Genomic DNA, 21,698 nt, shown 5'->3' with positions numbered 1-21,698 from the left:
GTAAACAATGATATTTTTATTCTGCTTTATTTGCGTTGTCGCATACACTGTTACGTTTGTTAATTTACATAAAGCGTTACATCTGCGAAAATCAAACCATACAGCAAAACAAACAAAAGGTGTTTTACTATCAACCACCTTTATTCATATTTGCTATTTCTTCTTTATTGATCAATAAGAAAAGGGTTTTCTTACATGCACAAGTCTTTGATTCTAACAGGGCTATTACTCGCATCAAGTTCTGCGTTTGCCGCCAGTGATACAAGTTCTACCTCTATGAGTAATTTCAATTATGATTATGTCGATGCACGAATTGGCTTTAGCCCTCTGACCTTTGGTGCTGGTGTGAGTAAATCTATCCACCCTAACGCCCATGCCATTTTATCGCTAGATTCTGAATTCGATGATGATTATGACCTTTCTGCTGGCTTAGGCTTCCATGCACCGGTTAATAACTGGGCCGATATTACCGGTTCAATGTTATTTAAATTAGTAGATGACCAACATAAATTTGATAACGACACTGGTATGGAAGTAAATCTAGGTGTCAGACAATGGTTAGGTCCACAATTTGAAATTGGTGGTCAAGTGGGTTATTACAAAATTAATAACCAAGTAGACACCGATGAAGTTTACGGTGCTATTTCCGGCCGCTTCCATGCAACAGAGTTATTCTCTATCGGCTTAGAAGGTAAACTGAATTATATCTATGGTGATCAACTTATGGTCACAACCCGCTTTAACTTCTAAACTGCGTGATTATTTCTAAGCCGTGACGATTACTTTAAAATCATCGCCATGACATGAAATACAAAAGCCTCGAAAGTATTCTACCCTTTCGAGGCTTTTCTTTTGACCTTAACTCGATATCAACTATCTGATCATCTAATGAGTGTGACTGATATTAATGATGAACATTGGACAAAAGTTGCTGCTTACGAGGCTCTTGAAGAAGTTTCCAATGACAACCATCAACAGCGCCTGCAAATTTCCACAATAATCGGATATCAACATCACTACCGTAGACTTCTTTCACTTTATTAAAAACATCTTCCGGTTTCATCTGTAAAAAGGTATTCACATCCGGCACACCGGCTTTTTTCACCATACGTTCAAGAGTCAGTTGCATATTCGGCAAATCTCTTAACCTGCGACTATCAGCGGATTTTTGAAAAGCGCGTTCAGACTGAGAAAGCGTAATTGAACGTTGAATGATGTCATCCAAACAAGGATCATTGGTCATATAAAGTGTCGTAATGTCAAAGTAGTTCACAGTTGCTACCGTTTGTTTTTTAACGTGCTTATATCTTTGACATCCTTTTTCAACTAAAAGCCTATCTAATTGATTTCCACCACGAATAAATATGGTTTCATTAGAAATCAGTGCATACATAGCATTCTTACTAAACAGACCAATACCACCAAACATTGATCGCTTTTGAAACGAGCCAAACTTGGTCACGTATTGAAAAAATGACCGTTCCATATTAATGCTCATTGTGTAACCTCCATACTTATGTTTAACCCCCCGATCAGACACAAGCGACACCAAAGACCTCTTTTAATTCTTCTCTCTATTTTTATAAGCGGCTCTAAGAACAGTTCATCCATTTACCTGCTTTCATCAACACGCCCTAACATAAATGATACTTCATGATAAAAATTAAGTAAGTGCACAGCTCACACTGAAACATGAAAAATCAGCCCAAAAAGCGACTTATGTCGCAATATTTATTTAGAAATGTCATGTAAACGTAAAGTTATATTCCGAGAAAAAATAACCATATAGAATATAAGAGAATCATAGTGCCTTAATAGCGAGTCATTAAATAAGAAAAAAGAAACCGTTATATTTCGGATATAGATGATTTTTATTTTGAAAATCTTTAAGATAGAGAGAATTAACGCCGCAGCAACACTTCCCCAACAATTGAGGTTCTCATGTATTCAGGTGTCTTTATGATATTTTTGCCATTGGTCTTGGGGTATGTGATTACTCTTAAAAGTGAATCATGGCACCAAAGAATCAATAAAGCCGTATCCTACCTGATTTACGTTATTTTATTTTTTATGGGATTAAGCTTATCGGCACTCGATAATCTCAGTACAAACTTACAAACTATTCTCTTATTTACTGGTACATTTTTTATTTGTATCGGGGTTTGTAATATTGCCGCCCTGCCTTTTATTGATAAATGGATGCCAATCGCAGCACAATCGAAAGCCTCATCTATTCCTATTTATTTGTTAGCGCTCGAATCCGTCAAACTGATTGTTGTGGTTGCAGCAGGTTTGTTGGTTGGTCTTATCCTCCCCTTTCCTATTCCTTTTATATCAGAATCAAGCGAGGCTATTTTACTTCTACTCTTATTCTTTATTGGTATACAGTTGAGAAACAGTGGCTTAACACTCAAACAAATCATCTTAAATAAACGAGGGATGATCATTGCGACCATTGTGGTCATTACCTCTTGGATAGGAGGGATGATTGCCGCTTTCATTTTAGATATCCCTCTTAATAATGCGCTGGCTATGGCCTCAGGCTTTGGTTGGTATTCTCTGGCTGGCATTTTAATGGGGGATGCTTATGGCCCAGTTTATGGTGGTGCATCCTTTATGCTTGAATTATTAAGAGAATTGGTCGCTTTAATCATTATCCCACTCTTAATTCGCCGTTACCCTTGCTCAACCATAGGTTATGCGGGAGCAACGGCGATGGACTTCACTTTACCCGTTATACAAAATACCGGAGGGGTAAAGTGTGTCCCTATTGCGATTGTAAGTGGCTTTATTCTTAGCTTATTAGTCCCTGTTTTAATGCTATTTTTTATCTCTCTTGGCAACTAATGTGACAAATAGTGATGTGTCCCACTGACCAGTCGCTTGGCTTTATTTATACTAACTTCGTTTATACTTTGAGACGCTCGTAATCCTACTTTCAAGGAAAGAAAGAAAATGAAAAAACTGGCTATTCTTTTGCTATTCGCTGCAAGTAGCTCTACTTTTGCAGCCTCAGAGCAACACACTCAATGCCTAATTAATAAATACGACAGTTATATCGATGCTTCTTTAGCTTGGTATCAAGATTTAGTCTCCATTACCACGGCATCAAATCCAAACCTTACTGAAGTTGGCGACTGGTTTTTACAAGGGAGAACCCATCACTTTGAGCTCAACCGTGCCGCTGTCGATTATTATTTACAGCAACAACCAGAAAAAATTGCGACCGATGAACAACTTGAATCATGGTTAAAACTGTCTCAAGCCGATGTCAAAGCCCTATCACAGCGTGATGATGAATTGGGAAAAATTGCCAAAGCTACCTTTGATGATAGGCAGTCCCGTCCGAATGATAAAAACTATGAATTACGTTCAGCTTTTGCCGATTTACTCAGTCATCCGAGTAACATCAAACCCGCTTTAGATAAATACAATCAAGCGGTCGCCAAAGCCAATAACCTTCAATGTCCATAGCCATAAAGTACCCCGCCTAGTGTTTTGAGCGAGACATTCTGATTAATTTCATATAAATTGTCTCGTTCATAAAGAAATCATCAACTCAACAGAAGAATAGCGTGTTATGGGATTTGACGACAAAATTGCAGATGTCAATTTTGAGAGCTTACTGCGTATCTTTACGGTGCCGGAAGCACCGGACTCAACATTAGGCCATATAGAGCAAAAACTCTCACAAAATTTAAATGAATTTTTAAGAGAACATATTGTTGCCGAAGAAAAACCACTCTCAGAAATCGAAAAGGATTTTTCTAATGCCACAATCCCAGAAACGCCTACTTTTGTTTCTGAACATACGCAACATTTACTTGATACCCTCGTCTCTCACTCTGTTCATACCTCCGCACCCAGTTTTATCGGCCACATGACCTCGGCATTACCGTATTTTTTGATGCCATTATCAAAAATCATGATTGCTTTGAATCAAAACTTAGTCAAAATTGAAACCTCAAAAGCATTTACCCCTTTAGAGCGTCAAGTTCTAGGTATGTTGCACCGCTTAATCTACAGCCAACACGATGATTTTTATCAGCGATGGATGCACAGTGCTGATCATTCTTTGGGGGCATTTTGTTCGGGTGGTACTATCGCCAATATCACGGCGCTCTGGGTCGCGCGTAATAACGCTTTGCCAGCACAAGGTGCATTTAAAGGGGTTGAAAAAGAAGGCTTATTCAAAGCCATGATGCACTATGGCTACCAAGGAATGGCTATCTTAGTTTCTGAGCGGGGTCATTATTCCTTAAAGAAAGCCGCCGATGTCCTTGGGATCGGACGTGAAAATCTCATCGCCATTCCAACCGATGCCAATAACCGTTTATGCCCTCAAGCTTTAGAAAATAAAATCACCGAGTTAAAAGCACAAAACATCAAACCTTTTGCTATCGTTGGCGTCGCTGGCACCACCGAGACTGGCAATATTGATCCTCTCGAACGTATAGCCAAGATCGCTCAACGAGAAGGTTGCCACTTTCATGTGGATGCAGCATGGGGAGGTGCGACCTTAATGTCTAACCACCACCGTTATTTACTCAACGGTATTGAACAAGCCGATTCCGTCACCATTGATGCCCATAAACAGCTTTATATTCCTATGGGAGCGGGAATGGTGTTATTCAAAGATCCTTGTGCGATGAATGCCATTGAACACCATGCCGAATACATTTTACGTAAAGGGTCAAAAGATTTAGGCTCTCATACTTTAGAAGGGTCACGCTCTGGAATGGCGATGCTGTTATATTCAAGTTTACATATCATCAGCAGACCTGGTTATGAGTTGCTTATTGATCAAGGCATCGAAAAAGCTCACTATTTTGCTCGCCTTATCAAGCAGCAACCGGACTTTGAACTAATCACTGAACCTGAGTTATGTTTATTGACCTATCGTTATGTGCCCGCCACGACAAAGCAAGCTTTGGCTTTAGCCACAACAGAGCAACGCCAACAGCTTCATCAATGGTTGAATGATCTCACTCAATTTATTCAGAAAAAACAAAGAGAAACAGGGCTGTCTTTTGTTTCACGCACGCGTTTAACACCACAGCAATGGGATAATATGGAAACCATTGTTCTTCGTGTTGTATTAGCCAATCCATTGACTACCAATGAAATATTACACGCCATCATTACTGAACAACGTGACATCGCCCAAACTAGCTCTGTCGTTTTACCGAAAATAACAGCGCTTACCGAACAGATTTTAAATCAGAAGGTTGAACGTCAAATTTAGCCAGTCACCGATGAAGTCATCAGATTTGTAATTTTATTTCCTCTCATGAAAAATAAACTACAAATCTGAAGCTTTTTATATCAATTTTCATTACAATCCCTTTCAAAACTGTAACTTTCTTTGAAGTTTGTCATATTCTTATGACAAATAATCATAGTGAATGAGTGAATCTTTATCAGTCATGGTTATACTCAACATCATGTAATCAGACAGCACTGTTTAGTTTCTGATTAACCACTCTTCTATCTGACAATACATCTAAGCATTTCGAGAGCAGTATGAACATTCTAGAAAAGATCCAAAAAAACCTCGATATTTTCAGTAAATCCGAACGCAAAGTTGCGGAAGTGATTATTGAAGCGCCTCAAACCGCTATTCATTCTAGCATTGCCACACTCGCCAAAATTGCCGATGTCAGTGAACCTACGGTAAACCGTTTTTGTCGCCGTTTAGATACTAAAGGCTTTCCAGATTTCAAATTGCATCTCGCGCAAAGCCTTGCTAATGGCACGCCTTATGTGAACCGTAATGTCGAAGAATCGGATGGCCCTGACGCATATACCCACAAGATATTTGAATCCACGATGGCATGCTTAGATGTAGCAAAAAACAGTATCGACCCTTTTCAAATTAATCGCTCTGTCGACCTACTGACTCAAGCAAAACGCATTTCCTTTTTTGGTTTAGGTGCGTCATCGGCGGTTGCAAAAGATGCCCAGAACAAGTTTATTCGTTTTAACATTCCCATCATGAATTTTGATGACATCGTGATGCAACGTATGAGTTGTATTAATTCAACCGAAAATGATGTCGTTGTATTAATTTCTCACACAGGCAGAACCAAAAGCCTAGTTGAAATTGCTTACCTTGCTCGTGAAAATGGTGCAACGGTTATTGCCGTTACCGCAAAAGACTCTCCGCTTGAGCAAGCCAGTGATCTCGCCATCACCTTAGATGTCCCTGAAGATACCGACGTGTACATGCCAATGGCCAGTCGTGTTGTGCAGATGGTTGTTATTGATGTTTTAGCGACTGGTTTTACCCTAAGACGAGGTTCAGGTTTTCGCGATAATTTAAAACGAGTCAAAGACGTTCTTAAAAGTTCGCGCTACGATAAAATTAATATCGAATAAACCAGTATCGTCGCCTTTAATAGCTCTTTGCATTAGCGCTATCCACTGCTTTAGTACGATAGAACATAGTTAATTCCTTTTAGAGTTAAAAATTCTTTATGCTGTGGCTTTAAAAACGCAAAGGCTTCAGGCATAGTGACCAACATCAAGAACAAAGGAGAAAAACCATGTTTGTCGTTATCTTTGGCCGCCCTGCATGTCCATACTGCGTACGCGCAAAAGAACTCGCTGAAAAACTAAAAGAGCAACGTGACGATTTCAATTTCCGTTACGTTGATATTAATGCAGAAGGCATTAGCAAAGCTGACCTCGAAAAAACCGTGGGTAAGCCAGTTGAAACCGTACCACAAATCTTTGTCGACCAAGATCATGTCGGTGGCTTTACTGAATTTGAAGCGTATGCCAAAGAACATTTAGGCTTATACAACTAATTCGGGTTTAGCTATAAATAAGAGTTCAATTTCTCATTCTCAAAACGGTCAGTCTCACTGACCGTTTTTGTACAAAAATATTGAAAAATCAATCAGTAAAAATTTCATCAATTTTTTATGTTTTTTCTCTTATTTATTGCTTATTTATCCTATACACTTCGCACGTTGAAAGTCCAGATGACTGATCACTCTCGATCACCTCTCTTCACTTTTGATGTATCACTTACCCTTGTTTTCTATAACGTCATTTGAGAAATACTGTGAATATAGACGTCGCGGCACTGCTAAACCAAAATCCTATTTTGCTTCTTTTTGTGGTATTGGCAATAGGGCTATCCATTGGCAAGATTCGGTTTGGTAATTTTCAGCTCGGTAACTCCATTGGAGTCTTGCTGACCGCCCTCTTTATGGGGCACTTAGGCTTTGTGTTTAATGCAGAAGCACTGACCATTGGTTTTATGCTTTTCATTTATTGTGTCGGTATTGAAGCTGGTCCCAACTTTTTTGGTATCTTCTTCCGGGACGGTAAACATTATTTCTTTTTAAGCTTGATCGTATTAGCCACTGCGACCACCTTAACCTATAGCCTTGGGCATTTCTTTGGCTTAGACTTTGGCTTAACCTCTGGCATCATGGCTGGCTCCATGACCTCAACGCCTATTCTGGTTGGCGCTCAAGATGCATTAAACTCTGGTTTGGGAACCATTCCAGAAAACATGCAGCTCTCCACCATTTTAGATAATTTATCTGTCGGTTATGCCCTATCTTATTTAATTGGCTTAACCAGTATGATCTTGTTTGCCAAATTATTACCGAGATTACAAAGTGAAAACCTCAGTGATTCCGCACAACGTATTGCTCAAGAGCGCGGTTTAGGTGGTGCCGGGCAACGCAAAGTATATTTACCCATTATTCGAGCTTATCGTGTCGGTCAAGAATTGATTGATTGGACTGGTGGGAAAAACTTACGTGAGCTGGGTATTTATCGACAAACAGGTTGTTATATCGAACGTATTCGTCGCAATGGTATTCTTGCCCACCCTGATGGTGATGCTATTTTACAGCTGGGTGATGAAATTGCCCTTGTTGGCTACCCAGATAGTCATGCGCGTTTGGACCCAAGTTTTCGTAATGGTAAAGAGGTCTTTGATCGAAACCTACTGGACCTTCGTATTGCGGAAGAAGAAATCGTAGTCAAAAGTGACAGTATTGCGGGCAAAAAACTGTCGGATCTCAATATTGCAGAATATGGCTGTTTCTTAAACCGTGTCGTACGCGCTCAAATTGAAATGCCAATGGATTTGAATATTGTGCTGGCAAAAGGTGATGTTCTGCAAGTCAGTGGTGAAAAAAGCCGTGTCCTTGGTCTCGCTGAGCGTATTGGTTTTATCTCAATTCACAGTCAAATTGCCGATTTACTCGCTTTTTGTAGCTTTTTTATTGTCGGACTGTTATTTGGTTTGATCACAATGACATTTGGTCAAGTGACCTTCGGTTTAGGTAATGCGGTGGGTTTATTAATTTCAGGCATTACTTTAGGTTATCTACGAGCCAACCACCCCACTTTTGGCTATGTGCCACAAGGGGCATTGAATATGGTGAAAGATCTCGGCTTAATGATATTCATGGTCGGGATAGGGTTAAGTGCGGGTTCAAACATGCTCGAATATTTGAGCCAAATGGGACTTAAAATTGTTGGAGTTAGTTTTATCATCAGCGTGTTACCTGTCGTCGTAGCGTATCTTTTTGGTGCTCATATTCTTAAAATGAACCGCGCCTTATTGTTCGGTGCCATTATTGGAGCCCGAACCTGTGCTCCTGCTATGGATATTGTTAACGACTACGCTAAATCCACCATTCCAGCTCTTGGTTATGCAGGAACTTATGCTATCGCCAATATTTTGATGACCTTAGCGGGTACTTTACTGATCATACTCAGTTAACCCTTTTCACTATCAATAAGAACAATGCCAACCAATAAAAACAATGCCAGCGAAATGCTGGCATTGTTTTATCCATCAACAAATAGCAATCATACCGATTACACTAATTAGATGGTCAGAAATTGCGTAGTAAAAAGGCTTGAGAACAAGGCAGAAATTTTCGATAAGTCGTTATTCTACAATCAACTTCTTTATAAACAAAAAATTAAACGCCGTATCAAGCCTTTTAATAAGCAAAGATGCTCAGATAATAAGTACGATTGGCACTAATAATATTGGAACATCTTTTGAACTTCTTTATAGTCATGGGTTTGCGTTAACGATAACATTAACAGAATTCGTGATTTTTGTGGATTCAAAGTACCTGACGCAACAAAGCCGTATTTAGCATCATCCACTTCAGCATCTAAAGTCGTTGCTCCTGTCGGGGTACGAGAACTGCGAACCACCATGATTCCATCTTTACTCGCCTTAGCCAATTGCTCAAAAATACTATGGTATATATTTCCGTTACCAACACCAGCATTCACAATCCCATCATATTTAGCTGCAATCAGTGCTTTTACGGGCAAATCCGAAGCATTAGAATAATTGTAAACAATACCTACCTTTGGTAATTGATTGAGTTTCGAAACATCAAACACCGTCTTTACTGTATGCTTATGTTCCGGAGAGCGCTGATACATCACATCACTGTTATGAATATAACCTAACGCACCAAAATTTGGAGATTTAAACGTTTCAACTGCGGTGGTATTGGTTTTGGTAACATCTCGAGCATCAAATACACTATCATTCATGGCAACTAACACTCCACGTCCTATAGAGTCTTTATCTGCAGCGGTAACAACAGCATTATATAAATTCATAGGGCCATCAGCGCTCATTGCCGTAGAGGGACGCATAGAGCCAACTAGAACAACAGGTTTATTACTTTTTACTGTTAAATCAAGAAAGTAAGCCGTTTCTTCCATGGTATCAGTACCATGAGTGATCACTACACCATCGACATCATCTTGTGCAAGCAACGCATTCACTCTTTTGGCTAAAGTTAACCAAACTTTATCATTCATATCTTGAGAGCCAATTTTTACGACTTGTTCACCACTAATGTCTGCGACTTTTGTCATATCAGGTACGGCAGCAATGAGTTCATCGACCCCAACTTTTCCAGCGGTATAGTTAGAGTTAGTCGCAGATTGGCCCGCTCCTGCTATTGTCCCTCCCGTCGCTAATATTTTAATATTTGGCAAATCGCTCGCAAATGAAAAAGAACTAAAACACCAACTAATCATTAATGCACTAAAGCGAGTCTTATTCATAATCATACATAGATACCTCATAGTTTTTAATTTTAAAAATTCAAAAAGAACCAAAATATTACTCTGATAAATTAATATTTTTGAGCTCTATATCACTTATTAAAAACATGAAGCAACTTTTATCACTTGGATTATTACTGGTTAGGAAAAATAGCTTACATTACAACCAGCGACGTACTGTTTTACAATAGCCTTCATATTGCCGAGTAAACTTAGCATGTAAAAACCGCTCTTCAGGTTTGATTTGAAATTGATTAAGGTACAACACAAAGAGCACACAAACACCAATGGCTAACCAACTATTTAGCCAAATTGCGAAGGCAATAAGTATTAATAATAGCCCTAAATACATTGGGTTACGTGAAATTTGATAAACACCAGAGGTAACGAGAGTATTCGTTGCGTGTTGTAGGTCAGGATGGACGGTGGTTTCTGATTTCAAGAATTGCTGAATACCGATTAAAGATAGCCACACCCCTAAAATCACTAATAATAAGGCAAGCCCAACACCAAATGTACCCAAGCCTAAATGTACATCGGAACGTAAACCGTCAAGCAGTAACATCATTAGTATGGCAATACAGGCAATGATCGGAGGCTTAACTTTCAATTCTAACCAAGACATGAGTTTCCTTTTTAGCTGTTTATTTCTCATTAGTTTTGTTGGTATTTAACCTCAGCTGCGGATAACTAGAAGCCACTCAATACCGCACTTTGGGCGTCTAACTTCTTTAAAATCAACGCAATAGGCTAGAGGTTATTTAAGAAGCTTCCAACCAAGATATCACCTATCTCAGAGCACTTAAGTAAACATAAATGCTTCACATCATAGACACCACTCGATTGTTGAATGGTAGATATAAAAAAACCAGCGACTTTAAAAGTGCTGGTTTTCATTATTTAACTTAATACGACTTTAGATATCTTGTACGTCAAAGTTTACTTCAGGATTGACGTCAGCATCGTAATCAACACCATCAATACCAAAACCAAACAGTTTTAAGAACTCTTCTTTGTACTCAACGTAATCGGTTAACTCTTTTAAGTTTTCCGTCGTTACTTGAGGCCATAGATTACGACAATGTTGTTGAATATCTTCGCGTAATTCCCAGTCATCCAAACGTAGACGGTTTTTATCATCCACTTGAGGAGCCGAGCCATCTTCTTTATACAAACGCTGAGTAAACATGCGGTGAATCTGTTCCATACAACCTTCGTGTACGCCTTCTTCACGCATTTTCTTAAAGACCATAGCGATGTATAGCGGCATCACTGGAATGGCTGAACTTGCTTGAGTTACCACACTTTTCAGTACCGCAACATTCGCTGTGCCTTTAATATCAGCAAGTTTTTCATTAAGTGCCGAAGCCGCACGGTCTAAATCCATCTTCGCTTGACCTAGCGCACCATCCCAATAGATTGGCCAAGTTAACTCTGTACCGATGTAACTGTATGCAACCGTTTTGCATCCTTCCGCTAATACGCCAGCATCAGAAAGTGCAGCCATCCACAATTCCCAATCTTCGCCGCCCATTACGGTGACCGTGTCTTTGATTTCTTGCTCAGTAGCAGGCTCAACACTGGCTTCAATAATAATGTCTTTATTAGTATCGACTGCGGTTGCAGTGTAAGTTTCACCAATCGGTTTTAGAGAAGAACGAATCACTTCACCAGTTTCTGGCATTTTACGCACTGGAGAAGCTAATGAATAAACGACCATATCAACTTGACCTAAATCGGCTTTGATAAGATCGATGGTTTTTTGTTTCGCTTCATTAGAGAAAGCATCGCCATTGAGACTTTTTGAATATAAGCCTTCTTCTTTAGCCAACTTATCGAATGCAGCCGAGTTATACCAACCCGCTGTTCCAGGTTTCTTTTCAGTACCTGGTTTTTCAAAAAATACACCAATCGTTGATGCACCGCCGCCAAATGCAGCCGCAATACGAGATGACAAGCCATAGCCACTTGAAGAACCCACTACTAATACGCGTTTAGGGGCATTGGCAATTGGGCCTTGTGCCTTGGTGTAAGCAATTTGTTCTTTTACGTTTGCCTCACAACCCACAGGATGTGTCGTTGTACAGATAAATCCACGGATTTTCGGTTTGATAATCATATTCAGCTTCCTTTAAAAAACCCCTGTAGGATAAAAGTTTATCCGAGGTTTCGCATCTTATTTCTCAGATTTTTTGTCATATATTGAGGTGGTTAGACCTCTTTCACGCATTTTGTATAAAAGAAAACACCACAGCAAAGCTATGGCGTTGTCCATGAGATAAAATCATCGCGCATCGATTAAGCTGCGCTATTCAACTTTTTTGATGATTGCTTTTTACCATTTTGATAATGAGTACGAATATCACTAAAATCATGGCTAAAATGATCCACCTGAATTGAACGATAACGGAGCTTATCTGCTTGCAATATTTGTTCAACTTCTTCTTGAGTCAGAATTTTTTGCGCTAATGCCAATTCTAAACGAGATGCTAATGACCCATTTTTAGGTAAGTCACCATTTTTCACGGCGGTGATCATCTTACGCTCTAAATGTTTAATCCCATACATTTGGATAAAGGCACGCTCAATCAGACCTACGTTGTCATTGTCATCCTCACCAATGTAACAAAGATGAGTTAAACGATCGCGGTCTTCACCCGGCACCATTAAACGCTCCGCAACGTGCATTTTTTGTTTGTCTGTTGGGGCATTAAAGTGATTACCTAATGGGAAAACTAAGAATTTCAGTGCATAGGCAGCGATACGATTAGGTAGGTTGCGATAGGCCTCTTCCAGCCCTTCAGCCGCTTTACTTAAACAGTGATTCATTGCGTAATGAACGTAATCCAGATCCGCCTGTTGACAGCCCTCATCTTCGTAACGCTTTAATACTGCTGAACCAAGGTATAAATAACTTAACGCATCACCCAAACGTGCTGATAGCATTTCTTTACGCTTTAACTCTCCGCCTAGCGTGAGCATCGCAAAATCGGTTGTAACGGCCAATGCTTTACTTAAGCGAGTCATATCTCGATAGTATTGCTTGGTTGGGCCAGAGACATGCGAATGAGCGAATAGCGATCCGGTTAAAGCCATACCAAACGCGCCCAAACTATTTTTAATCGCGTAGCTCATGTGCTTAAACAGCAACTCATCAAACGCTTTCGCTCCAGCTTTTTCATCCGGATTTGCAGCCGCCTCCATTTCAGCGAGAACAAAAGGATGACAACGGGTTGCACCTTGTCCAAAAATCATCAAGTTACGGGTTAAAATATTAGCACCTTCTACGGTAATGGCGACAGGAACCCCATAATAGTGATGGGCAAGATAATTCATCGGGCCAGTTTGAATACCGCGACCTGAATGTATGTCCATCGAATCATTTAAAATTGTACGTGCCATTTCTGTCATGTGATATTTAGCAATCGCCGTGACAATTCCAGGTTTTTCACCCATATCTAAAGAAGTGGTCGTTAAGGTCCGCGCCGATTCTAGTATATACGTCATCCCACCAATACGAGCCATCGCATCGGCGACGCCTTCAAATTTACCAATTGATAAACCAAATTGTTTACGCACATAGGCATAAGCCCCCGTTGTGCGACTGGTCAAATGCCCAATTGCAGTCCCTAATGCTGGTAGAGAAATACCACGCCCTGCCGATAAACATTCCACCAGCATACGCCATCCTTTACCTGCGTATTCAGCTCCACCAATGAGCCAATCCATTGGAATAAACACATCTTCGCCACGAGTTGGGCCATTCATAAAGGCTAAGCCAAGTGGGTCATGACGCTCACCAATTTCAACCCCTTGATGATCGGCTGGAATTAAAGCGCAAGTAATACCAAGGTGCTGTTTATCACCCAACAAGTGATCGGGATCGTCAAGTTTAAAGGCCAATCCAAGTACCGTAGCCACAGGAGCTAGTGTGATATAGCGTTTATTCCAGCTTAACCGGATACCTAAGACTTCTTCACCATTGTGCATCCCTCTACACACAACGCCTTGGTCAGGGATGCCACCCGCATCCGAACCCGCTTCTGGGCCCGTTAAGGCAAAACAAGGAATATCCGTACCATCGGCTAAACGTGGTAACCAATAGTCTTTTTGCTCTTGAGTACCATAATGAGAAAGCAGCTCACCAGGGCCTAAAGAGTTTGGTACCATTACAGTTACGGCAGCACTGATACTTCGAGTGGCAATTTTCGTTACAATCGTAGAGTTAGCATGGGCGGAAAAATTGAGGCCTCCGTATGCTTTATCAATAATTAATGCAAAAAACTTCTCTTTACGGATGTAGTCCCATACTTCTTCTGGGAGATCTCTATCTTCTTGCACAATTTTATAATCATCGAGCATCGCCAATAAGGTTTCGACTTGATTATCAATAAAAGATTGCTCTTCTTGTGTCAGTTTAGGCTTAGGGTAATGATGCAAGGTCTGCCAATCCGGTGTGCCTGAAAATAATTGTCCATCCCACCAGACACTCCCCGCTTCCATCGCTTCACGCTCCGTATTTGAAAGAGGGGGTAACACTTGTTTAAACCATTTAAACGCTGGGTCACTGATCCATTTTTGTCTTAGTGAGCTCATAATCTATTCCTTTTTCCACGTTAATGAGTGTAATTATTATTGTTGACCCTATTCTTGCGCTGCCACGCCAGCGGCTAAGAAGGGAATTAATTGTTGAATGAGAACATCTGAATCGACTTTCTTCCCATAAGAGTTATAAGCGATTTCTGCTAATGCTTTGCTGGAAGACATGGTGAAAACACAAGTCCCAAGCGTAAAGTGAAGTCGCCAAAATAAAGTCTCAGGATCTAAATTCGGATTAGCCTTTTGAACTGATAATGTAAATAAATTCAACACCGTGCTGTAACGTGTCGTAATAAACCAACGTAAATGACCTTGCACATCGGTATACCCTCTCCCCGTTAATAGCATAAAGCGGCTGGCTCCATTAGGCCGCACTTTATCCAAAGAAAGTAAAGGCTGGACTAAGGTATTAAAAACCTCAGTCATGGTGTAATGATCTCGGGTATTAAGTTCGGTTAATGTTTTTTCTAACTCAGGCATAAACGCTTCTAAGTAACGATTGAGAACTGCTCGAACTAAGGTTTTCTTATCACCAAAATGATAATTAACTGAAGCCAAGTTCACATTGGCTTTGGTCGTAATACTGCGTAAAGAGGTGTCATTGAAGCCATGCTCAGCAAATAATGCTTCTGCTACATCCATGATTTTTGCTTTTGTCTTATTTCTTACTGCCATTTCAACTGCCTGTATTAAACGCTTGTTTGAATACTATCAAGATGGGCAAATCAGGCAAGTGCCCACGATCACAATTGTGAAACAACTGATAAACAATATTTAAATAATCAACAATATCAAATGGTTAAAAAAGACATAAAATTATTTGAAAAAAGATGGAACTGAATGAATAACGCTCAGTCCTATATTATGTAGCAAGTGAGGATAAGCTGATGAGTGAGAATTCTAGCTTAAGCGCTTCACCCAGTTTCTACGCCTAATTGCAATTTTTTTCATATATAACTCCTATATTGTTTTAGCCCATATCCTATTGATTTGGGCTTTTTTTTATCCAAAATTAACCGCTATTACGACCTAGTAGTTTTAAATGCAGTTATCAAGCCTTTTAACCAGTAAGGATGATCAGATAGTTATCCGCAGCTGAGGTTAATTAGTACCATTGGTATAAACATTTCCCCCACCCAAAAAAAGAGATCACTTTCAAAGTGATCTCTTCGATAAGCATTTATCAACACTATCATCAAGCGATAGTCTTGAGATAAAACCGCTTATTTTGCTGATTTAGGTAAGAAGATATTCAGTAGTACATAACCTAATACTGCCGCCGTAGTTGAACCAATCAAAATGCCTAATCGTGAATAGGTATCGAAGGCAACATCAACATTAGTAAAGGCTAAAGATGAAATAAAGATCGACATCGTAAAGCCAATACCACACAACACCGATACAGCAAATATTTGTTTGAAATTCACCCCTTCAGGCAGCTTAGCAATACCCGCTTTTACTGATAGCCAACTAAAGCTAAACACACCCAGTGGTTTACCCACTAATAATCCTAATGCAATCCCCATCGGTACAGTCGATGCCAACCCGCTTAGAGAAACACCTTCTAATGAAATACCGGCATTCGCAAAGGCAAACACTGGAAGAATCAAAAAGTTCACGTAGGGATGAAGTGCATGCTCTAATGTTTTCAGTGGTGATTTTTCGCCTTCTTTGCCGTGTAAAGGAATAGCAAAGCCAATCAGCACTCCAGCAAGCGTTGCGTGTACACCCGATTTCAATACACTCACCCACAGAATAAAGCCAACAATGAGGTACCAACGTGTTTTAGTAACATTTTTCATGTTCATATAGAACAAGATTGCTGTTGCGATGAAACCTATTAGCAGTGCTAAAGTCGATAAATCACTTGAATAAAATAAAGCGATAATCACCACCACGCCTAAGTCATCAATGATCGCAAGCGCTAACAAGAACACTTTTAAGCTCACTGGTACTCTTGGACCAAGTAAAGCCATAATACCTAATGCAAACGCAATGTCAGTCGCGGCAGGGATTGCCCAACCTCCAACTGCAACTGGGTCGTGCATATTAAACATTAAATAAATAACGGCAGGTGCTAACATGCCACCTACTGCAGCAATGGCAGGGAAAATGGCCGTTTCTTTAGAGCGTAAAGCTCCAACAAGAAGTTCTCTTTTTACTTCTAATCCGATTAATAAGAAGAATACCGCCATCAAACCATCATTAATCCAATGAGAGGCTGACATTCCCATAATATTCGCGTGTAGTGCGTCTTGATATGTTGGTCCAAAGGATGAATTGGCAACTAACATCGCTATCACAGCAGCGATGACCAAAATAATGCCGCTGGCTGATTCCATCTTAAAAAATTTCATAACTTGATCTCGCATAAGTTTCCTTTCGATTCGCGTTGAGTCAATAAACAAAGCATGTAGTCATAGTATCCAGATAACTTTGAGCGTAAAAATCGATTGTTTAGAGATTTAACATCGGTTTTTCCGAGCATTTGTCATACAAACAAGAAACAGTGTATGTCAATATAAAACCGCATGACGACACTTATTGTTTACAAAAAAATAACCAATTGAAATATAAGGTAATAATTTTTAGATAAGAAGGGAATAAGTTGAGGGTGCGAGGCTAATACCCTGTCAATTGCATAAAGCCAACACCTTTATGACTTCCGGTCACTATAATTGGTCCTTCCCAAGCAGGAATCCAAAATGGCAACCACAGCTCTTTATTTAACGTTTGGGTAATTAAATTGATATGAAGCTTAGGAATTTCGATCACCCATCGAAGAGGTAATTGTCGCCCATTCAATAATCGACTTTGCTCTAGCGGGTAAATTTTAATCTCATCATTATTAATGGTAATTTTAGCTCCATTCTTTCCTGAAATAGAACCTGAAAAGTAACGTAAATTTTGAGGATTATGATATTGAGTAATAGACAATGCCCGACCATCTTCTAAATGAATATTAAAGCTATCCCAGCGCAATGAACGATCAGCAATCAGGTGGTTTCCCCATTCTTTATCAAGCCAAGCCACACCTTGCACTTTGACATCACGACCATTTAACTTCAATAAGCCTTGGGTTTTCAAAAATGGTGCACTGAACGAGTAAGAGGCGGTCGATAACAAATCATGGGTTTTCTTATAGCCATTATCACCATTCAAGACAAATGGACCACCATTTGCGTTCTTTAATAAGACCGAAAAATCATCAGTGACAACATTCAGTAAACTAGGAACCGCAAAGTTATGGTTAGATACCCAGCTCCAATTATCTATCCATAGTCGAAATGGGTACATTAACGCTCCAGCTTGACCAATACCGCCTCTAGCCAACCGTTGCTGCATCCATGATTTCTGAGCATTTGAGACCACCACTTGTGCGGTATACACCTGTGTATTATGCCAGCCTACACCTTGTACATCACCGTTTGCTACGCGATACATCGTCCATTGCACAGCATAATCAAGGCCATCATCACCTTTCAAATTGGCTTTATAATGCCAAATTTCATTATGAAACCCAGGATGCTCAGCAAAGTCTTTACTGTAATTTATCGTATAATCAGGTAACACTGGCTCATAAACCGAAGAAGTACTATTCTTCTTTGGGAGATGGTCGACAGAGTGTTTTACTTCTTGGGCAACAATTTCTTTTATGATATGAGGTACCATTAAGCTCACTATTAAAATAGAGCACACTATCGCAACACTCCATTTCAACAAGCGTTGCGGTTTTCGATTTTTCATTACAAAGAATCCCTCAGCAATTTCATTGGTGTGGTTTTCACCATCAACCAAACTGGCCAAGCACCCGCCATAAATAACACACTTAATGACCACAAAAATGTCGTGATATATTGCTCTGGTAATAAGGTTAATTGCATCGTCCAACCAAAAGCATTTTTCAAGATCACTTCAACCATCAGTTGGGCCAAAATAATACCAAGCGGTAAAGCGATAAACGCCGTAAATAACCCAATCGCTAATAATTGCAACGCGCCAAGTATCACTAACTCTTTACCGGAAATCCCTAAACACCGAAGTAAAGCCACCTGCTTTTGTCTCGATACTTCACCTGCAACCGTAGAAACAAATAAACCAAATACCGCAATAAACAGGGTAATTTTGCCTAAGGTATCAGCAACTTTGAACGTTTGATCAAAAGCTATCATCGCTTGTGTATGCATAGCATGATTGTTGTATATTCTATCTGGTGACAGGCTATAGCGTTTTTCCATTCGATGAATTAACTCTGTTGCATCGCCTTTTTGTTTCAATACGACCCCTAATGCAACATCGCCACCCTCTTTAAAAATATCAGCCCAATTATGTTGTGAAATAATAACCTGATTATATGGGTTACCATAATCATAATAGATCCCAAGCACCGGCCACTCACTCCCTAAGGGCTCAGGTAAACTAACCTTATCTCCTGGGTGCAAATTCTGTTTTAACGACATCGATTCACTGATTAAGACACCTTTCTCACTGTGTAAACGATGCCAAAATTGAGGAACGGCTAATTTAACGGTTAAGGCTTTACGCTCACCATCGGTATCACCAGAACTCACGACTTGTAGAGTATTGTTCTTGGTTTGTAATGATTTCTCCCATCGCCACCACACCGTTTTCACTTCCGGTTGTTCTTCAAGCCAACTACCTAATCGACCGGCAGAGGAGCTTGTTGGCGTAATATAAAGGTCCGCAGACAAACGTTGAACTAACCATTGATCAGTCGTTTCACGGAAACTGCCAACCATAGTTTCAACACCAATATTGGTTGCCAAAGCTAACATGAAAGCCATTGCGGCCACTCCACGGTAGCTCATACTCGCGGCAATATCGGAAAAAAACCAACGAACTTTGACCCAAGGCATCGTAAAAGAGAAACTGGTAAATAGTTTCCATAAGAAATAAGGCATCACCAACCCGACACTCACCAACAATAGAGCAATTAAAGTAAACCCTTGCTCTTGCGACATCGGCGTTTGATAAAGCGCGATAGCTGCCACAATACAGACACAAGCAACAAAAGCTTGCAACGCAAATTCACGTCCCGCAAAACGCACCAAAGATAAACGTGAAGCTAAACGGACCGGTTGTGAACGAACCAGTCGAATTAATGGCCAAAAACAAGATAGCAAACAACCAAAAATTGCCATCAGCAAACTATATTGAATCCATTCCCAATTCCATTCAATGGATAACCCCACATCAGCATTATAAATATCACTCAAGCTTGCTGAAACCGATGGCATCAGGCTATTGGCCAGAGCTAAACCTAATACCGTACCACTGAGCCAGCCAATCAAAATCCAAGCCATAATTTCTAGCAATAAGGCTTTTGTCAACTGCCAACCCGATACCCCCATTAAACGTAAAACCCCAACCAATGGTTGACGTTGAACAAAAGATAACGACATGGCTTGATAAAAAATAAATAAACCAACCAAGAACGACAACATCCCCATCGCAGTCAAGTTCATATGAAACGCTTTCGTCAATGATCCTAATTCAACACGAGTATTACGATGCAGTGAAATGCCATTTGGTAAATACTCTCGAAGTTGTTCTAATTTATCTGGGGACATCGCTGAACAGGCAATCATATCAAAGCCAGAGCTACGATTAAGTGTACGAATTAAAGACATATCAGCGACAAGACGGGAGCCAGATATACGATTTTTGGTATCTACACTCAAAGGGCCAATTTTCTTGCCAGATTTAAGTAATAAATAATCATTATCTTCAATGTTCAAATATTGTGCTAATTGAGCACTGATGACTATTGGATATGGCGGACGCATGAGTTCAAGCATATCGGATGTTTTCAAATTCTTTTCAGATTGAAATGACATCATTGCGATAGGATCAAAGCCAACAATATTTAATTGCATCCCATCTTTTGTGACCACTCGATGAGTATCAAAAGGAGCGCATTGGTGGAAGCCATGGCGTCTTAGCTGAACATAAAAACCTTGCGGAATTTTATTCCCTGCCATTTTAGGCTGAATACGGTAAGGCAATGGGTTAGAGAAAAGTTTTTCCCCATGGGCATAACTTTGCTTAGCGTGATAGTTAACCGCAAGAACCCCAACAAATAATGAGATCCCAAGTGTTAACCCTAACCAAACAAGAAGAATTTGAAACGGGTGACGGCGATAATGACCTAGCAGTGCTTTAGCTACGGGCCACAACATTCAGCACGCCTCCTTGTAATCGAACACAACCATCCAAATGGCCAGCTACACGTTCACTATGGGTTACCAACAATAAAGTACAATCCATCTGTTTAGATAAACTGGTTAATAAGCGCATCACCGCTTCTGCATTCTTTTCATCTAAACTCCCTGTTGGCTCATCGGCTAGCAATAAAGAAGGCTCCATATAAAGCGCTCGAGCAATCGCGGCACGTTGTTGTTGTCCACCAGAGACTTCTTCAGGATAACGCCCCAATAAAGGCATTAAATCCAGCGATGACAAAATTTGTCGCCACAATTTAGGGTCTTCAGACAACCCTTTTAGTTGACGACAAAAACGAATATTGTCAGCAATATTCAACGTTGTTAATAGGTTAAATTGTTGAAATATCAAACCAATATTATTTCGACGAAACGCTGTTCGTTGGCGATCAGGAGCATCATGCATGGGAAAGCCCGAACAATGTATCTCACCAGAATCACAAGTATCTAATCCTGCAATCATGTTGAGCAAGGTGCTTTTCCCTGAGCCACTCTCGCCCATTAGTGCCAGTTGTGCTCCGCGTTCTAATGTTAACTCAGCACCTTGTAAAACGGGGCTGAACACACCTCCGTCGATGTAACCTTTACAAAGATTTTTAAGATCAAGCATGAAACGTGTACCCACAACCTAGAATAAGAAAAGAAATCTACACTAATCGGCCTTATGTAGAAAGGCATTTGATGCAATACATAGAAATTCAATAAAAAATCAACAAGTTAAACTAACATATTGATTTATTCACCTCATAACAATCAAAATATTGCCTTTATTATTTACAATTA

Annotated in this window: 17 protein-coding genes; 7 read left to right on the top strand and 10 right to left on the bottom strand. The window is 40.0% G+C overall.

Translation table 11 applies throughout. The features are described from left to right. Positions 1-195: 195 nt before the first annotated feature. Complete coding sequence (locus VCA1004_RS05360) at positions 196-750, top strand: hypothetical protein (protein WP_086984421.1); 555 nt, start codon at positions 196-198, stop codon at positions 748-750. Between the two features lie 154 nt (positions 751-904). Here VCA1004_RS05360 and VCA1004_RS05355 read toward each other — a convergent pair whose 3' ends face one another. After that, positions 905-1,498, bottom strand: a complete 594-nt coding sequence (locus VCA1004_RS05355) for a TfoX/Sxy family DNA transformation protein (RefSeq protein ID WP_086984422.1) — start codon at positions 1,496-1,498, stop codon at positions 905-907. Between the two features lie 443 nt (positions 1,499-1,941). On the opposite strand from VCA1004_RS05355, the gene VCA1004_RS05350 reads away from it, so the two are divergent. The 6 genes from VCA1004_RS05350 (at position 1,942) to VCA1004_RS05325 (ending at position 8,752) form a co-directional block, all read left to right on the top strand. Next, positions 1,942-2,847, top strand: a complete 906-nt coding sequence (locus VCA1004_RS05350; RefSeq protein ID WP_086984423.1) for a lysine exporter LysO family protein — start codon at positions 1,942-1,944, stop codon at positions 2,845-2,847. Between the two features lie 108 nt (positions 2,848-2,955). Further along, positions 2,956-3,474, top strand: a complete 519-nt coding sequence (locus VCA1004_RS05345) for a M14 family metallopeptidase (RefSeq protein ID WP_086984424.1) — start codon at positions 2,956-2,958, stop codon at positions 3,472-3,474. 106 nt (positions 3,475-3,580) lie between these two features. Beyond that, on the top strand, positions 3,581-5,245 hold the full coding sequence (gene panP / locus VCA1004_RS05340) for a pyridoxal-dependent aspartate 1-decarboxylase PanP (RefSeq protein ID WP_086984425.1): 1,665 nt from the start codon (positions 3,581-3,583) through the stop codon (positions 5,243-5,245). 278 nt (positions 5,246-5,523) lie between these two features. Beyond that, positions 5,524-6,378 carry a MurR/RpiR family transcriptional regulator gene (locus tag VCA1004_RS05335; protein ID WP_086984426.1) on the top strand — a complete coding sequence of 285 codons (855 nt, stop codon included), beginning with the start codon at positions 5,524-5,526 and terminating at the stop codon, positions 6,376-6,378. Between the two features lie 167 nt (positions 6,379-6,545). Beyond that, positions 6,546-6,809: a GrxA family glutaredoxin gene (locus VCA1004_RS05330; protein WP_086984427.1), complete on the top strand. Its 264-nt coding sequence runs from the start codon at positions 6,546-6,548 to the stop codon at positions 6,807-6,809. Between the two features lie 260 nt (positions 6,810-7,069). Then, the gene (locus VCA1004_RS05325) at positions 7,070-8,752 is read left to right on the top strand and encodes an aspartate:alanine antiporter (protein ID WP_086984428.1); all 1,683 of its coding nucleotides are present in this window, start codon (positions 7,070-7,072) and stop codon (positions 8,750-8,752) included. Positions 8,753-9,018: 266 nt separating this feature from the next. Here VCA1004_RS05325 and ansB read toward each other — a convergent pair whose 3' ends face one another. The 9 genes from ansB to VCA1004_RS05280 all read right to left on the bottom strand — a co-directional run bounded on the left by ansB (position 9,019) and on the right by VCA1004_RS05280 (position 21,525). Beyond that, complete coding sequence (gene ansB, locus VCA1004_RS05320) at positions 9,019-10,074, bottom strand: L-asparaginase 2 (RefSeq protein ID WP_179949580.1); 1,056 nt, start codon at positions 10,072-10,074, stop codon at positions 9,019-9,021. A 160-nt stretch (positions 10,075-10,234) separates the two neighbouring features. Beyond that, positions 10,235-10,699, bottom strand: coding sequence for a methyltransferase family protein (locus VCA1004_RS05315; protein WP_164520828.1), 465 nt, complete (start codon positions 10,697-10,699; stop codon positions 10,235-10,237). Positions 10,700-10,990: 291 nt separating this feature from the next. Next, positions 10,991-12,193, bottom strand: a complete 1,203-nt coding sequence (fabV, locus tag VCA1004_RS05310) for an enoyl-ACP reductase FabV (RefSeq protein ID WP_086984431.1) — start codon at positions 12,191-12,193, stop codon at positions 10,991-10,993. A gap of 179 nt (positions 12,194-12,372) precedes the next feature. Beyond that, on the bottom strand, positions 12,373-14,670 hold the full coding sequence (locus VCA1004_RS05305) for an acyl-CoA dehydrogenase (RefSeq protein ID WP_086984432.1): 2,298 nt from the start codon (positions 14,668-14,670) through the stop codon (positions 12,373-12,375). Positions 14,671-14,718: 48 nt separating this feature from the next. Beyond that, positions 14,719-15,348, bottom strand: a complete 630-nt coding sequence (locus VCA1004_RS05300) for a TetR/AcrR family transcriptional regulator (RefSeq protein WP_086984433.1) — start codon at positions 15,346-15,348, stop codon at positions 14,719-14,721. A gap of 548 nt (positions 15,349-15,896) precedes the next feature. After that, a complete protein-coding gene (gene nhaA / locus VCA1004_RS05295) occupies positions 15,897-17,045 on the bottom strand; it encodes a Na+/H+ antiporter NhaA (RefSeq protein ID WP_086984434.1) in 1,149 nt (382 codons plus the stop codon). 250 nt (positions 17,046-17,295) lie between these two features. After that, positions 17,296-18,420: a lipocalin-like domain-containing protein gene (locus tag VCA1004_RS05290; RefSeq protein WP_086984435.1), complete on the bottom strand. Its 1,125-nt coding sequence runs from the start codon at positions 18,418-18,420 to the stop codon at positions 17,296-17,298. After that, positions 18,420-20,873: an ABC transporter permease gene (locus VCA1004_RS05285; protein ID WP_086984436.1), complete on the bottom strand. Its 2,454-nt coding sequence runs from the start codon at positions 20,871-20,873 to the stop codon at positions 18,420-18,422. Before VCA1004_RS05285 ends, VCA1004_RS05290 begins: the two co-directional genes overlap by 1 nt. After that, entirely contained in the window at positions 20,854-21,525 is a 672-nt protein-coding gene (locus tag VCA1004_RS05280) for an ABC transporter ATP-binding protein (RefSeq protein WP_086984437.1), read from the bottom strand. Before VCA1004_RS05280 ends, VCA1004_RS05285 begins: the two co-directional genes overlap by 20 nt. Between the last annotated feature and the right edge of the window lie 173 nt (positions 21,526-21,698).

The organism is Vibrio aphrogenes (assembly GCF_002157735.2).
GTDB classification, from domain to species: domain Bacteria; phylum Pseudomonadota; class Gammaproteobacteria; order Enterobacterales; family Vibrionaceae; genus Vibrio; species Vibrio aphrogenes.
This window is presented reverse-complemented; position numbering and strand designations above follow the sequence as displayed.